General features: G+C 60.7%; 17 protein-coding genes. 3 read left to right on the forward strand and 14 right to left on the reverse strand.

Annotation, left to right across the window (positions count from 1 at the left end):
• Positions 1-23: 23 nt before the first annotated feature.
• The 12 genes from HDE72_RS15940 to flgB all read right to left on the reverse strand — a co-directional run bounded on the left by HDE72_RS15940 (position 24) and on the right by flgB (position 11,529).
• Positions 24-473, reverse strand: coding sequence for a MarR family winged helix-turn-helix transcriptional regulator (locus HDE72_RS15940; RefSeq protein ID WP_183742634.1), 450 nt, complete (start codon positions 471-473; stop codon positions 24-26).
• Positions 474-639: 166 nt separating this feature from the next.
• Positions 640-1,881, reverse strand: coding sequence for a flagellar hook-associated protein FlgL (gene flgL, locus HDE72_RS15945; RefSeq protein ID WP_183742636.1), 1,242 nt, complete (start codon positions 1,879-1,881; stop codon positions 640-642).
• Positions 1,882-1,928: 47 nt separating this feature from the next.
• Entirely contained in the window at positions 1,929-3,896 is a 1,968-nt protein-coding gene (gene flgK / locus HDE72_RS15950; RefSeq protein ID WP_183742638.1) for a flagellar hook-associated protein FlgK, read from the reverse strand.
• A gap of 98 nt (positions 3,897-3,994) precedes the next feature.
• Positions 3,995-4,900 carry a flagellar assembly peptidoglycan hydrolase FlgJ gene (gene flgJ / locus HDE72_RS15955; RefSeq protein ID WP_183742646.1) on the reverse strand — a complete coding sequence of 302 codons (906 nt, stop codon included), beginning with the start codon at positions 4,898-4,900 and terminating at the stop codon, positions 3,995-3,997.
• A 10-nt stretch (positions 4,901-4,910) separates the two neighbouring features.
• Positions 4,911-6,026, reverse strand: coding sequence for a flagellar basal body P-ring protein FlgI (locus HDE72_RS15960; RefSeq protein ID WP_183742648.1), 1,116 nt, complete (start codon positions 6,024-6,026; stop codon positions 4,911-4,913).
• A gap of 2 nt (positions 6,027-6,028) precedes the next feature.
• Positions 6,029-6,679: a flagellar basal body L-ring protein FlgH gene (locus HDE72_RS15965; RefSeq protein WP_183742650.1), complete on the reverse strand. Its 651-nt coding sequence runs from the start codon at positions 6,677-6,679 to the stop codon at positions 6,029-6,031.
• Positions 6,680-6,729: 50 nt separating this feature from the next.
• The gene (gene flgG, locus HDE72_RS15970; RefSeq protein WP_183742652.1) at positions 6,730-7,512 is read right to left on the reverse strand and encodes a flagellar basal-body rod protein FlgG; all 783 of its coding nucleotides are present in this window, start codon (positions 7,510-7,512) and stop codon (positions 6,730-6,732) included.
• A 71-nt stretch (positions 7,513-7,583) separates the two neighbouring features.
• On the reverse strand, positions 7,584-8,327 hold the full coding sequence (locus HDE72_RS15975; RefSeq protein WP_183742654.1) for a flagellar basal body rod protein FlgF: 744 nt from the start codon (positions 8,325-8,327) through the stop codon (positions 7,584-7,586).
• A gap of 50 nt (positions 8,328-8,377) precedes the next feature.
• On the reverse strand, positions 8,378-9,925 hold the full coding sequence (locus HDE72_RS15980; RefSeq protein WP_183742656.1) for a flagellar hook protein FlgE: 1,548 nt from the start codon (positions 9,923-9,925) through the stop codon (positions 8,378-8,380).
• 46 nt (positions 9,926-9,971) lie between these two features.
• A complete protein-coding gene (locus HDE72_RS15985) occupies positions 9,972-10,670 on the reverse strand; it encodes a flagellar hook assembly protein FlgD (protein WP_183742658.1) in 699 nt (232 codons plus the stop codon).
• An 11-nt stretch (positions 10,671-10,681) separates the two neighbouring features.
• Positions 10,682-11,083 (reverse strand): flagellar basal body rod protein FlgC, encoded by a 402-nt coding sequence (gene flgC / locus HDE72_RS15990; RefSeq protein WP_183675666.1) that lies wholly within the window; start codon positions 11,081-11,083, stop codon positions 10,682-10,684.
• Positions 11,084-11,085: 2 nt separating this feature from the next.
• Positions 11,086-11,529 (reverse strand): flagellar basal body rod protein FlgB, encoded by a 444-nt coding sequence (gene flgB, locus HDE72_RS15995; protein WP_183742659.1) that lies wholly within the window; start codon positions 11,527-11,529, stop codon positions 11,086-11,088.
• Positions 11,530-11,730: 201 nt separating this feature from the next.
• Between flgB and flgA the strand changes: the two genes are divergently transcribed.
• The 3 genes from flgA (at position 11,731) to HDE72_RS16010 (ending at position 13,337) form a co-directional block, all read left to right on the forward strand.
• Positions 11,731-12,444: a flagellar basal body P-ring formation chaperone FlgA gene (gene flgA / locus HDE72_RS16000; protein ID WP_183742660.1), complete on the forward strand. Its 714-nt coding sequence runs from the start codon at positions 11,731-11,733 to the stop codon at positions 12,442-12,444.
• A 111-nt stretch (positions 12,445-12,555) separates the two neighbouring features.
• Entirely contained in the window at positions 12,556-12,861 is a 306-nt protein-coding gene (gene flgM / locus HDE72_RS16005; protein WP_183742665.1) for a flagellar biosynthesis anti-sigma factor FlgM, read from the forward strand.
• A gap of 8 nt (positions 12,862-12,869) precedes the next feature.
• Positions 12,870-13,337, forward strand: a complete 468-nt coding sequence (locus HDE72_RS16010) for a flagella synthesis protein FlgN (protein ID WP_183742667.1) — start codon at positions 12,870-12,872, stop codon at positions 13,335-13,337.
• A gap of 28 nt (positions 13,338-13,365) precedes the next feature.
• On the opposite strand, the gene HDE72_RS16015 is transcribed toward HDE72_RS16010, so the two are convergent.
• Both HDE72_RS16015 and motD read right to left on the reverse strand, forming a co-directional pair.
• The gene (locus tag HDE72_RS16015) at positions 13,366-13,728 is read right to left on the reverse strand and encodes a translation initiation factor Sui1 (protein ID WP_183742669.1); all 363 of its coding nucleotides are present in this window, start codon (positions 13,726-13,728) and stop codon (positions 13,366-13,368) included.
• Positions 13,729-13,768: 40 nt separating this feature from the next.
• Positions 13,769-14,572, reverse strand: a complete 804-nt coding sequence (motD, locus tag HDE72_RS16020; RefSeq protein WP_183742852.1) for a flagellar motor protein MotD — start codon at positions 14,570-14,572, stop codon at positions 13,769-13,771.
• Between the last annotated feature and the right edge of the window lie 3 nt (positions 14,573-14,575).

Consider the following 14,575-nt stretch of genomic DNA (forward strand, 5'->3'; position numbering starts at 1 on the left):
GGGTAAATTTGTTTAGCGGCGCCTCATTGCGCCAAACGTTTTAACAGTTCGATAGCCCTGTTCAATTCAGTGATCTCGTCTGCCGTCAACCGGCTTTCGATGTTGTGCGCCAGCCAGTCTTCGCGCGCGGCGCGGCTTTCCCGTATCCAGGCGCGGCAGGTATCGGTCAGCGACCAGATCGTTTGCCGGCCATCTTGCGGGTCGGGCGACCCCGTCACCATCTGCGCCTCGCTCAAGGCCAGCACGATGGCGCTCATCGATTGCGGCCGCATGCCGTCGGCGCGCGCCAGGCTGCTGACGGTGGCCGGGCCATCGCGCTCCAGCCAGCCCAATACCGATGCCTGCGACATGCTGATGTCGCCCATATGCCCTTCTTCACGCAGGCGGCGGCGCAGCTTGCCGACCAGGATGCGCAATTCGCTGGCCAGCTGCAGCACCTGCTCGTGTTTCTGTTCGTCGTTGTTGGAATGCATGGGGAAAGCCGGATGATTCGATAGGCGCTACTGTAACAGGTATACAGGTAGCCTGCACAGTTTGCCTGTATAGATTGCTTGAAAATCAAGAGTCCAGACGCAAAAAAGCCGGGGCCGGAGATCATCTCCGAGCCCCGGCTTGCCGGTAGTGCCCAGCGCCTGAGCGCTAGCTGATGTAGTTGAACAGCGACAGACCCGACATGGCCGTAAACGTTTTTTGCGCCGCCTGCAACGTCGTTTGTTGCTGGCTGAACTGGGAAATGGCTTTCACCACGTCCAGGTCCTGCAAGCCCGACAAAGTGCTGGCGTATTGCAGATCGAGATCATCGCCCGCGCTGTCTAGCGTGTCGAGTTCCTTCAGGCGCGAACCGACTTCGGCACGCACCGACAGCACATTGTCGTAGGCGGTGTCGAGGGTGTTGTGGGCTGCGTTCAGTGCACCCGTCAGCCGCGCCTGGCCTGCCTCGCCGCTGGCCGGCTGGTTGAGCGCGCCGATCAGATTGGTCAGGGTGGTAAAGATCGATTCCTTGCCGCTGGGCGCCAGGGTGAACTTGTCCTGGTCGGCCGGTTTGCCCGAGATCGATACTTGCTGGCCGTCAAAATTGATGGCGTCGCCCGCCTTGTAAGCCACTGGCACGGCCGGGTTCGGTATCGTCTGGCCCAGAGTCACATCGGTCACGGTGTAGGTCGTCACGGCGTCGGTGCCCGTGCCCGTGACCTGGAAATCGATGGAATATTTATGGCCCGTCAACTTGGTCGGGTCCGTCACGGTGCCGCCGGAAATGATGCCGGCGCCGCCACGCGTGAAGTTGCCGGTGTCGGCCGCCGTGGTGAACTTGCCATTGCCCGTCAAATTATTTTCAAACACGGCTGCGCCCGAATCGCTGGTCGGCAGATAGCGCGAGGAACCCACCTGCAATTGGCGCTGGCCCTGGTCGCCGACATAGATCGCGCCGGCGGCGGTCTGGCTGAAAGGCTGGGTGCTCGACTTGTAGCCGCCGAACAGATAACCGCCGGCATTGTCCGATGTGTTGGCGATGCCCATCAAATCGGTCAGCCGTCCTTGCAGTTCGGTCGCCAGGCTTTGGCGGTCGACATCCTTGAGAGCAGGATTACCGGCCTTGACCACCAGTTCCTGCACGTCGGCAATCAGCGAAGTGGTACTGCCCAGCGCCAGGTCTTCCTGGGACAGGAAATTCTTGGCGTTCGAGCGGTTCGTGACAAACTGGGTATTGATCGATTGCGACTGCGTCACTTCCAGCGCGCGCGCCGAGGCGATCGGATCATCGGCCGGCGTCAGGTTGCGGCGGTTGGCCGACAATTGCATCTGCGTGCGGTTCAGCGCACCCTGCAAGGTGTTCAGCTGTGAGCTGCCCGCGTCATAAATCATCCTGGTACTGATACGCATGCTGTCCCTCCTGGTGGCGGCGGCCTCTCGGGCCACCGCGCAAATAATTAACGTGCGATACCGATCACGACGTCGAACAGGGTGCTGGCGATTTGCATCACCTTGCCGCACGCCTGATACGCTTGCTGGTAACGCAGCAGGTTGGCCGCCTCTTCATCGAGGTTGACGCCCGATACGGATTGCTGCTGGGTGGTATTTTGTTGCAACAAGGCCATGCTGGCCAGGCCGCTCACTTGCACTTCGCGCGTTTTGTTCCCCACATAGCTGACCGTTTGCGCATAAGACCCCTGGAAGGTGGCTTTGCCGCCATCGAGAATATTCTTGGTTTGCAAGCTGGCCAGCGCGGCCGCGTTGCGGTTGTCGCCCACGCCGCCCGAGTTCGGCGCGATGGTAAAGGTATCGCCCTGCGCCGGCGCGCCCGTCATGCTGATGTTGACGCCGCCAAAATTGAAGCTGTCGCCTTCCTTGTACGGAATATTTGCCGTGCCGGCCGGATACGTGGTGCTGGCGCCATCGAGGCCCTTGACGGTCACGGCCTGGCCGGCCGGAAAGCCTGACAGCGCGCCGCTAGTCTTGTCGTACGTCAAGGTTACCGTGCTGCTCAGTGCATTGCCGGGATTCAGATAAGCACTATCCACGCTACCTGGGCTGAGCTTGGCATTACCCGTGTTGGCCACCGGCGCGCTCGTGGTGATCGGCGAACCCGCGGCCAGCTTGTTGACATCGGTCGTCAGCACGGCCAGGCCGGAGGCGCCGTTGGCGGTCGGCTTGATCACATAGTTATCGCCCTCGGTCGCCGTGCCGGAGATGGAGAAATCCACGCCGTCGATGGTTTGCGGCTTGGTTTGCGGATACGGATTGATGATGGTGTGCGCGCCATCGCTCTGGCGGGTCACCACATAATTGCTGCCGTCAAACTTCAGGCTGTAATCACTGGCCGTCAGCTGGGTCGGATCGCTGACCTTGGCCGACAGCACGGTGGTGCTCGACGAGCTGTTGCGGCGATCGGCGCCGATGACAGGGTCCGGCACCTTGAAAAAGTCCGTGCCCATGGCGCCATTCAAGTCCTGGCCCAGCTTGTGCTGGTCGTTGAAGGTAGTGGCCAGCGCAATGGCGACCTTGCCCAGGGAATTTTGCACGGTGTCCAAGGTTTCGCTACGGAAATCCAGCAAGCCGCCCAGGGAGCCGCCGGTGAGTGAATTTTTCGGCAACACCGTCACCGTGCTGCCCGTGACATAACCCACTTCGACACGGCTCGGATCGGTCAGCGATGGCGTGGCCGCCAGTTCGAAGTTACGGTCGCCCACCACCAGCGGCTGGCCCGAACCGATGGAGACGGTGATCGTGTTATTGGAACCCGGCTGCGAGGTGGTCTTGACGTATTTGTTCAGCTCGGCGACCAGCTGGTCGCGCTGATCCAGCAAGTCGTTGGGCTGGTTGCTGGCGTTGGTCGTCAATTGCGAGATCGAGCTATTGAGCGCCGCGATCTGCTTGGCATAGGAATTGATCACCGTCACGTTAGAGGTGATCTGGGAATTGACGCCATCGCCGATTTCCGTCAGGCGACCGCTGAGGCTCTGGAAACGCGCGGCCAGCGAATTGGCGCTCGACAACAAGGCCTGGCGCGACGCCACGGAGGTGGGATTGGAACTGAAATCCTGCACGCCCTTGAAAAAATCCTGCAAGGCCGGCGACAGGCCGGCCGTGGTATCGGCCATCAGGTTATCGATCTGGCTGATCTGCGTGTAATACGCGTCGAAGGAACTGGTGGTGGCTTGCGCGCTATTGACCTGGGTCGACATGAAACTGTCGTACTGGCGCTTGATCTGCGACACTTCGGTACCCGTACCAACAAAACCATAACCGGCGTTATTGGCCTGCGAGGTCTGCTGCAGCACGACCTGGCGGTTGTAGCCGTCCACATTGGCATTGGTAATGTTATGCCCAGTCGTGGCCAGGCCCACCTGCGCTGCAAGCAAACCGCTTTTGCCGATACTGAGTAGATTCGAAGTCATGATGTCTTATAAGTTCCTGTCCAGATTATTTACGGCACGCAGCGCGAAAACTTGAAAAATCAGCCGTGCTTTGGCAAGCAGGCAGTGCCCGGAGGGACTTAACCCACCAGGGAATGCTTGATAATTTTTGTCAATTTGGCAGCATAATTAGGATCGGTCGCATAACCGGCTTTTTGCAGGCCCTGCGCGAAACTGGCAGCGTCACCGGCGCTGGCCAGCACTTTTTCATAGCGTTTGTTGCCAGTAATCAACTGTGCATAATCCTTGAAGCTATCGGCGTAGCTGTCATAGGCGCGGAAATTTTCCACCCTGGTCTGCGGCTTGCCATTCACATATTCGGTGGTGACGGCTTGCGTGACCTTGCCTTTCCAGTCGGCGCTGGCCTTGATGCCGAACAGGTTGTGGCTGCTGCTGCCGTCGCGGCCGATGATTTCGCGCTTGCCCCAGCCTGTTTCCAGCGCTGCCTGGCCCAGCATGAACTTGGCCGGGATACCGGTGGCGCGGCTGGCTTCTTCCGCATGGGCGCCCAGTTTTTCCTGGAAGGCGCGCACGTGCGGCGCTTGCGTGGCGCTGGTTTTAGCGTTTGTATTGCTCGTGGCGCCATCGCTGACGGCGTTCTGCTGCTGGCGGAAGGCGGCCAGCGCCTGCGCCATGCTCGAAGAACGGGGCGATGGCACTTCCGTAGGGTCGGTAGCGAGCGGCTGGCTGGCCGACAACTGACGCAGCAGCGCGTCGGCCAGGCCGGTGCCGCGCTTGGCCAGGCTCTGGCTGGTTTGCTGGTCCAGCATGGAGGTGTACATCTTGCTTTGCTGGCTATCCATGATGCCGTCTTGCGGCGTGGCGTCGCGCATGGTTTTCATCATCATATTGATGAACATGGCTTCAAACTGCGTGGCCGCTTCTTTCAAGGCGCCAGGATCTTGCGCCTTGGCGGACTGGCGCAAGCCATCCATGCCCTTGACGTCGTAGGCAGCGTTATTGTTGAGGTCGGTTTGGCTGATCATGGCGCCCCCATCAAATGATTTCAAGTTCGGCGCGCAGCGAACCTGCCGCCTTCATCGCCTGCAAGATGGCCAGCAGGTCTTGCGGTGAAGCACCAATCGCATTGAGCGCCTTGACCACGTCGGACAGCGAGGCGCCGCCCTTGACCATGATGACCTTGCCCGGATCCGACTTGATATCGATCTGGGAAGTCTGCGTGACCACCGTGCGCCCACCCGACAGCGGCGGCGGCTGGCTCACTTGCGGCTCGGTATTGATGGTGACAGACAAGTTGCCGTGCGAAATAGCGCAAGTATCCAGGGTCACCGACTGGTTCATCACCACCGAACCGGTGCGCGCGTTCAAAATCACCTTGGCGGCCAGCCTGGCCGGATTGACTTCGATATTTTCCAGCTGGCCCAGGAAAGTCACGCGCTGATCGCTATTGCCGGGCGAGCGCACCTGGATCACGCGGCCGTCGAGCGCGGCAGCCGTGCCGGGACCGTAACGGCTGTTGATGGCATCCACCACGCGGCTGGCGGTAGAAAAATCGGTGGCGTTCAGTTCCAATCGCACCATATCGTTGGCGCCCAGCACTGATGGCACGCTACGCTCGACGGTGGCGCCGCCCGAGATGCGCCCCACGCTCAAGTGGTTCACGACCACCGAACTGCCAGGGGCCTGGGCGCCTACGCCGCTCACCAGCACATTGCCCTGCGCCATGCCATACACCTGGCCATCGGCGCCCTTGAGCGGCGTCATCAGCAAAGTGCCGCCGCGCAAGCTCTTGGCATTGCCCATCGACGAGACCGTCACATCGAGCAACTGACCCGGCTGGGCAAACGCGGGCAAGGCCGTCGTCACCATCACGGCAGCGACGTTTTTCAATTGCAAACTGGTGCCTTGCGGCATGTTGATGCCTTGCTGCTGCAGCATGGCCGCGATGCTCTGGATGGTAAACGGGGTTTGCGTGGTCTGGTCGCCGCTGCCGTCGAGGCCGACGACCAGGCCATAGCCCATCAATTGGTTTTGCCGCACGCCGGCGATGCTGGCCAGGTCTTTCAGGCGCTCGGCATGGGCCAGCGGCGCCAGCATGGCGACAGCCAAGCCGCAGGTGGCGAGCAAACGGGATAAGGTCAGGGTCGCCATGATCAGAATGGCATCAGGCTGAGGAAGAAACGCGAAAACATCGACGACAGTTCGGCCCGGTCGATCTGGCTATTGGTGCGGTATTCCACACGCGCGTCGGCCACCTGGGTCGATGGCACGACGTTGCCGATGCCGATGGTGTCGGGATTGACCATGCCCGAGAAGCGGATGAATTCCGTGCCCTTGTTCATGGCGATCTGTTTTTCGCCGGCCACGATCAAGTTACCGTTAGGCAATTCTTCGATGACCGTCACGCCGATGGTGCCGGAAAAAGTATTGCTGGCCGACTGGTTGTCGCCATCGGCAAACTTGGTCGAGCCATTGGCCGACACGGTGCCGCCCAAGCGGCCCTGGGCAAAGCCTGGCGTGCTGAAGCCCACGCTGCCGCTCTTGTTGCCCGAACTGGCGCCGGCCTTGACGGCATTGGTGCGTTCGGTGATGGCGATCGTCATGGTGTCGCCCACGTGGCGCGCGCGGCGGTCTTCGAAGGCCGGGCGATAGGTCGATGGCTGGTAGATGGAACCGTTGTTGGCCGCCACCGGTTCTGGCATGGGCGCGCGCGTGGTGGTTGGGTAGGGCACGATCGAGGTGGGGGTGACGGCGCAGCCCGACAGCAAGGCTGCGGCGCACAGGGCGAATATAGGATATTGCATGGCTTACCTCCGCTGCCATCCGGCAAGGGACGGCATGACGACTAAAAAAATTAAAGCTGAGACAGTTTCTGCAGCATCTGGTCGGACGTGGTGATGGCCTTGCTGTTGATCTCGTAGGCGCGCTGCGTCTGTATCATGTTGACCATTTCCTCGGCCACGTTGACGTTCGAGGTTTCGATATAACCCTGCATCAGAAAGCCGGCGCCATTGGTGCCCGGCGTATTGGTCTGGGCCACGCCGGAGGCGCCCGTTTCCATGTAGAGGTTTTCGCCTTTCGATTCCAGCCCCGCCGAGTTGACAAAAGTGGTCAGTTGCAAGGAACCGATCTGGGCCGGTGCGACGGTGTCGGGCAAAGTGACGGAGACGGTGCCGTCGCGCGCCACGGTAATGCTCAGCGCATTGGTCGGCACGGTAATCGCCGGCTGGATCACGAAACCTTCGGAAGTGACCAGCTGGCCATTGCTGTCGGTCTGGAAGGAGCCGTCGCGGGTATAAGCGGTGGCGCCATCCGGCATCAGTACCTGGAAAAAACCCGTGCCATTGATCATCAGGTCGCGCGAATTGCCGGAAGCCTGGGGGTTGCCCTGGGTATGGATGCGTTCGGTGGCCACGGTGCGCACGCCGGTGCCGATCTGTAAGCCCGACGGCAACTGGGTCTGCTGCGACGATTGCGCGCCAGGCTGGCGCACGTTTTGGTACAACAAGTCTTCGAACACGGCGCGCGACTTCTTGAAGCCGGTGGTGCTGACGTTGGCCAGATTATTGGCAATCACGTCCATCTGCGTCTGCTGCGCTTCCAGCCCCGTCTTCGCGATCCAAAGTGAACGTATCATGTTTTTTCTCCAGTAACAGCGCCGGCAGGCCTGTGAACAATTTCTATGTGACCATTATGCGGTGGTCCCTATCAATTCAAAGCGAGGATCTGGGTTGCTTTCGCGGCGTTATTCTCGGCATTCTTCAACAAGCTCATTTGCGTTTCGAACTGGCGCGCCAGCGAAATCATGCTGACCATGGCGTCGACCGGGCTGACATTGCTGCCTTCCAGCGCTTCCGTGGTCAGTTTCACGGCTTGATCGGCTTGCGCCGGCGTGCCGTCTTTCAGGCGGAACAGGCCATCATCGCCGCGCACCAGTTGCTGCTCGGGTGGATTGACCAGCTTGATGCGTCCCAGCACGGTCGACGGACCGGGCGGGATATCGGTGGAAATCGTGCCCACCGTGCCATCGCTGGCGATCGATACCGTCACGCCAGGCGGTATCGCCAGCGGCCCCGTATCGCCCTGCACCATCAGCCCGGACTGGGTTTGCAGCATGCCGTTTTCATTGATCTTCAAGCTGCCGTTGCGCGTATAGGCTTCCGAACCATCGGTGGACTGCACCGCGATCCAGCCGCCGTTTTCCACCGCCACATCGAGCGGACGCCCCGTGTGCTGCATGGGGCCTTGCGTAAAATCGGAACCGACCGTCGAATCGACCACGAAGGCGCGCGTCGGCATCATGCCGTCGGCCACCACCGGCACGGCGCGGAAAGAGTCCAGCTGGGCACGAAAACCCGTACTGGTCGCGTTCGCCAGATTGTTGGCGGTCGTCGCCTGCTTCTCCATGATGTGCTTGGCGCCGGAACTGGCAGTGTAGATAAGACGGTCCATTGATTTCTCCGAAAGCTGGGCTCAGCCCTGACGGACTGAGCCCGGTACGATTAACGCAGATTGACGATGGTTTGCAATACCGAGTCTTGCGTCTTGATCGTCTGCGCATTGGCCTGGTAGGCGCGCTGGGCGGTGATCATGTTGACCAGTTCAGCCGTCAGGTCGACGTTCGACACTTCGACTGCCGAGGCGCGCAAATTGCCCAGGCTGCCGGTCTTCGGTTCGCCCGTGATGGGTGCGCCCGAGGCCGAACTTTCTGCCCAGGCATTGTTACCCAGCGGTACCAAACCGTTAGGATTGGAGAAGTTACTCAGGATCACCTGACCCAGGCTGCGCGTCTGGCCGTTGCTGTACTGGCCCTGGATGATGCCGTCGTCGCCCACCACGAAGCGGCTCAGTTGGCCCGCCTTGTAACCATCGGCCGTGGTTTTCTTTTCACTGGTGGCCAGACTCAGCTGGCTTGAGTTGCTGAAATCGACCTTGATGGACAAGGTGGGATTGGCCCCCGTAGCAGGGAAGATAGGCAGATTGACGGTGATCGGCAAGGATTGCGGCGGCGTCAGCGCCAGCATGGCGACCTTGTCCAGGCTACCGGTGCTATTGAACACCAGCGAAGCCGTCTTGACGGCAGGCACCACGGTGACGGCGGCGATGGCGGCATCGATCTGGTCCGGCGTGCGGCTCGAGTTGATGCCGTTGGGCACGGCACTGCCATAGGTGGCGGCAATCGCTGCCAGTTGGCCAGGCGATGCGCCGGCGGCGGCGGCGGCAGCGGACACAGCAGCGCCAGCGGCATTGCCATAGGCGACAGCAGCAGCGGCCACGTTGGCGGCGTTGACGGGGACGGTCGTCACTGCAGTTTGATAGGCGGCGCGCGCAGCCAGGGCAGCCGGGTCCGTCTGCAAGGCGGCCGCCGCTTTCATGCTGGTCACTTCCATCGTGTCATTGGAGGTATAGACGTCCCAGGTATTGGTACCCGTCTTGACATAAAAGTTGGACATGGTGTGGGGATTACCCAGCGTATCGTAGACCTCGACCGGGAACTGCTTGTTAAACGAACTCTGATCGGTCATGCTGAACGGCACCGTGGTCGGCATGGTCGAAGTCGAATCGAGGTTGACCTGGGTATCGACCTTGGTCGTGGCCTGCGGCTTCATGTCGGAAGGATCGATTTGCAGCGGCACGGCCGCACCGGCCATGATCTTGCCGTTGACATCGGCCGGATAACCGGTCAGCTGGGCCAGCTGGGCGTTGACGATAAAACCGCTCTTGTCGACCTGAAACTGGCCGTTGCGCGAATACTGGATGGCGCCGTTGACGCTGGTACGGAAGAAGCCGCTGCCATTGATGGCGATATCGAGCGGATTCGACGAGGTTTCAATGTTACCTTGCGTAAATTGCTGAGCAATTTGCGAGACCGACACGCCAATGCCTGCCTGGTTACCCGCCACGCCATACAGCGAGTTGGCATAGATGTCGGCAAACTGCGCCTGCGACTGCTTGAAACCCACGGTAGACGAGTTGGCGATATTGTTACCGATGACGTCCAGCGATTTGGCGGCGCCATTCAAGCCGCTCAGGCCTTGTTGGAAAGACATTGTGTTCTCCTGATGAAATGAGGTAGGGAGACCGGATCGGCCTGAGTTACAGAATCTGCTTTACATCCGCCATGGTGATACTGCCCACACCCGGCACATTCAATTTCACGCCGCTGGCGCCCGTCGACACGCTGGCCACCGAACCGAACATCAGGGCAGTCGCGTCTTTCAACTCGGTACCGCCGCGCGTCGCCACTACCTTGAAGGTGTAAGCACCATCAGGCAGCACCACCGGCTTGCCATCCGCATCGAGATCACCGGTAGTGCCGTTCCAGCCCAGCGGCAAGGTGCCAGGATCTTGCGCGCCCAGGTCGATGGAATGCACCAGCTTGCCGGACTTGTCGTAAATGTCCACCTTGACCTTGTCGGCCGCCGTCGTCAGATCCACGCCCAGCAGCGCGGCACTCTTGCTCAGGTTGATACTATTGCCCGCCGTCAAGACGCCGTGACCGATGATATTGGCTGCCTGCATCGATTCAGCTTGCTGATAGCTCGATTTCAAGCTGTCCAGGGTCGTGTTGAGATTGTTAATGCCCGTCACCGTCGACAGCTGCGCCAGCTGGCTAGTCAGCTGTGCATTGTCGAGCGGATTCATCGGATCCTGATTTTGCAGCTGGGTCACCAGCAGGGTCAGGAATTTATTGGTTTGCGCCTCGACACTGTTGGGATCGACGACGGTCTTCTTCGGATTCATCGTCGCCATCAAGTCATTCGAGATGGAGGAACTGGTATCAACGGTAGCCATAGTAATGAGCCTTATTGGCCAAGAGTGAGGGTTTTCAGGAGCAGCGACTTGGCCGCGTTCATGGTTTCCACGTTCGTCTGGTACGAGCGCGAAGCCGACAGCATGTTGACCATTTCATCGACCGTATTCACGTTGGGCATGGTGACATAGCCCTTGTCGTCGGCCAGCGGGTTTTTCGGGTCATACACCAGCTTCATCGGCGACGGGTCGTCGATGACTTTTTGCACCTTGACGGCGGTGGCGCCATTGGCCATGGGTACGGCTTCGAATACCACCTGCTTGGCCCGGTACGCTTCGCCACTGGCGCTGGTGGCGCTGTCGGCATTGGCGAGGTTGCTGGCCACCGTGTTGAGCCGCTGCGCCTGGGCGCTCATGGCCGAACCGGAAACATTAAAAATATTAAATAGCGACATGATTATTGTCCTCCCTGGATGGCCGTGAGCATGCCCTTGATCTGGCCATTGAGCAGCGTGATGGCTGTTTCATAACGGATGGCGTTGTCGGCAAAGGCGTTACGCTCCAGATCCATATCGACCGTATTGCCATCGACCGCGCCCTGGGCCGGCGCGCGGTACAGCAGCGGCGTGCCATCGGCCAGGCTGCCGGCCGCCTTGCTACCCGCCGCGCCCGCCACACCCTTGCCCGCCATATGCTGGGGCGAAGTACCCTTCAATGCCGGCGCCGCGCCACCGGCCTTGGCCAGCGCGCCTTTCAGGGCACTGGCGAAATCGACATCGCGCGCCTTGTAATTGGGCGTATCGGCATTGGCGATATTCGAAGCGAGCACTTCCTGGCGCGTCGAACGCAAGCTCAGCGCCGTCTCATTGAAACGCATGTAATCGTCGAGTTTACCTATCATTTCAGGCTCCGGAAAAAGTCGCCGCTGGCGCCCGGTTTGACGTGAGCATGGCGGAAGATGGCGGTTTAGTGATGACAGGAAAGATAGTACGGCGGCGCCCCAACCAGCCATCGCTGGATCAGACCGCACTTTTACCCCTTAATCCTCGCTTCGATCACGCTGGCGCGGACTATCATGGCACTATTCCAGAGGCCTATCACCATGAAAAAACCGCTTTCTTCCGCTCTCTCCCTGCTGCTGGCACTGGCTGCATTGGCGCCGCTGGCACAGGCGCAAAACGCGGCTGCCGGGCGCCAGTCGCCGGAAGCGCTGCGGCAAAGCGTGGAACAATTCCTGCTGGTGCAAAGCAATGGCTTGCCCGGCAAAGTGACGGTCACCGTCGGCGCTGTCGATCCGCGCCTGAACCTGGCGCCCTGCCCTGCGCCGCAAGCCTTCATGGCGCCCGGTGCGCGCGCCTGGGGCAAAACCACGGTCGGCGTGCGCTGCACCCAGCCCGCCAACTGGACTATTTATTTGCAAGCCAATGTGGCAGTGGTCGGCGATTACATCGCCAGCGCCGCGCCGCTGGCGCAAGGACAAACGATAGACGCTACCCAGCTGCTAACCATGCAGGGCGACCTGGCCGCCTTGCCGGCCGGCATAGCCACCGACATGGCCCAGGTAGTCGGCGCCAGCGCCAATGTATCGTTGCCACCGGGCACGCCGATGCGCCTGGACACCCTGCGCCGCAAACCGGTGGTGATCCAGGGCCAGCTGGTGCGGGTCGTGTCGAGTGGCAATGGTTTCCAGGTGGCATCTGAAGGGCGCGCCATCGGCAATGCAGGCGATGGCCAGGTAGTGCAGGTACGTACGCAAAGCGGCCAGCAAATCAGCGGTGTGGCGCGCGCGGGCGGCATGGTGGAGGTGGCTTTTTAAAGCGGGCTGGACAGCGATATTGTCGTCTGGGGCACTAAAGTTTCAAGATACAGTGCCGATAATAAGACATATCCCGGAGTTTTTTGACTTCGACCAGACGAGGATCATGTTGTGAAAATTACCGATACCATCAAGAGCAATCCCGCTTTGCCGGTCGCGCCGACCACTACTTCAGGCGCCCGCACTGCAGAGAAAGCACAAGCAGCACCGACGACGTCGGACAATGTACGCCTGTCCTCGCAAGGACAGGCATTAGCGGCCAGTGCAACTGCCGGCAGCGGTGGCGTGTTCGACACTAAAAAAGTGGAACGCATCAAGCTCGCCATCGCCGACGGCCAGTTCCAGGTCAATTCTGAAAAAGTGGCGGACGGTCTTTTGGACACAGTCAAGGACTTGCTGCACTCACGAAATAGATAGGTTTCCCCATGCAATCAGTGACGCCGTTTTCCAGCCTGCGCGATGAACAAGAGCGCATGAGCACATTGCTGGCATTGATGAAAGAAGAACAGCTGCATCTGGTTGCAGCTGAAATCGATGCCATCACGGAGATCACGACACGCAAGACGGCGCTGGTCGGCCAGTTGAGCCAGCTGGCGGCGCAACGCCACCAGGCGCTGGCGGCAGCCGGTTTTGCCGCCGCCGAACAAGGCATGGATGGCTGGCTGGCCCAGGCCGGCAACCCCGAAGCGGCAGCGCTGTGGGCAGAATTGCTGGCCACCACGCGCGAGGCCAAGGAACAAAATCGATTGAACAGCCTGCTTGTCAACAAGCACATGCTGCACACCCAGGGCGCACTGAACGCCGTACGCCCTCCCGCCCAAAGCGGCAATTTCTATGGCCCCAGCGGCCAGGCCACCAGCAATACCGTCAGCCGCAGAGTCGTTATTGGTTGACACCGTAAAACTGCATTTCAATTAGGCCTCAGCCGCCAGCTTTTTTCGGCTTGTGTCCCAGTGACGTCAGTGCCGCCATGATGGTATCCACATGGTCGCCCTGCACTTCGATCACACCCTCCTTGACCGTGCCCCCCGAGCCGCACTGGGTGCGCAACTGCTTGCCCAGCAAGGCCAGCGCGACGGCGTCCAGCGCCAGGCCTTTCACCACCGTGACGCTCTTGCCGCCCCGGCCCTTGGTCTGGCGCGAGACACGCACCTGGCCATCGCCAACAGGAGCGGCCTTGGCGGCGCCCTTGCACGTGCATTGCGCTACAGATTGACGGCAGACGGGGCACATGCGGCCCGTTTCAGTGGAATAGACGAGGCCGCCCAGGGAACTGCTTTTCATAATGAATGGAGATAAAGGGAAAGGCCGCGATTGTAGCAAGCTAGCGGACTTGGTTGGCGGGCAGCGGTGCAGGTACTGGTGCAGCTGGCGGCGTCGGCACTTCCGTCACGGTTTCCGGGATGCCCGACAAGATCGTCACGGCGACCCGGCGGTTGCGGGCGCGCCCTTCCGGCGTATCGTTCGGCGCGACGGGGATATTGTCGGCGTGACCGACCGCCGTCAGGCGTGAGGCCTGCACGCCGCTGGCGATAAACAGGCGCACCACGGCGCTGGAGCGGGCGGCCGACAGTTCCCAGTTCGAGGCAAAGTTGGAATTGCTGATAGGCTGAACGTCCGTATGGCCTTCCACCTGTACATCGTGCGTGTCGTCTTTCAGCAGCACCGCCACGGCGCGCAGGGCCTGGTCCGATTCCGGCGTCAGGGCAGCCGCACCCGGATCAAACAGCACGCTGGCATTGATTTCCACGCTGACGCCACGGCTGGTCTGCGTCACGCGCACTTTTCCCTCTTTCACCAGCGGCGCCAGGGTAGACGTCAGGTCCTGCGCCAACCGCGTCATGTGTTCGCGTTCGCGGCGTATCGCTTCGGCGCGGCGTTTCAAGGCAGGGTTCGGCAGGGCGACCGCCTGCGGCGCTTCCATGATGAGGGGCGGCGCGCCCTTGTTCAAGCCGAAGGCCTCGCCGATGGCGTCCGAAAAAACGCGGTATCGACCCTCGTTGACCAGGGAGAGCGCATACATGACGACAAAGAAGGCAAACAGCAAGGTGATGAAGTCGGCGTAGGAAATTAGCCAGCGGTCCTGGTTGTCCGGCTCTTCGTCATACTTCCTGCGCGCGCGCCGCATCAT

The sequence above is a fragment of the Janthinobacterium saanense genome (genome assembly GCF_014200675.1).
Taxonomy (GTDB): Bacteria; Pseudomonadota; Gammaproteobacteria; order Burkholderiales; family Burkholderiaceae_D; genus Janthinobacterium.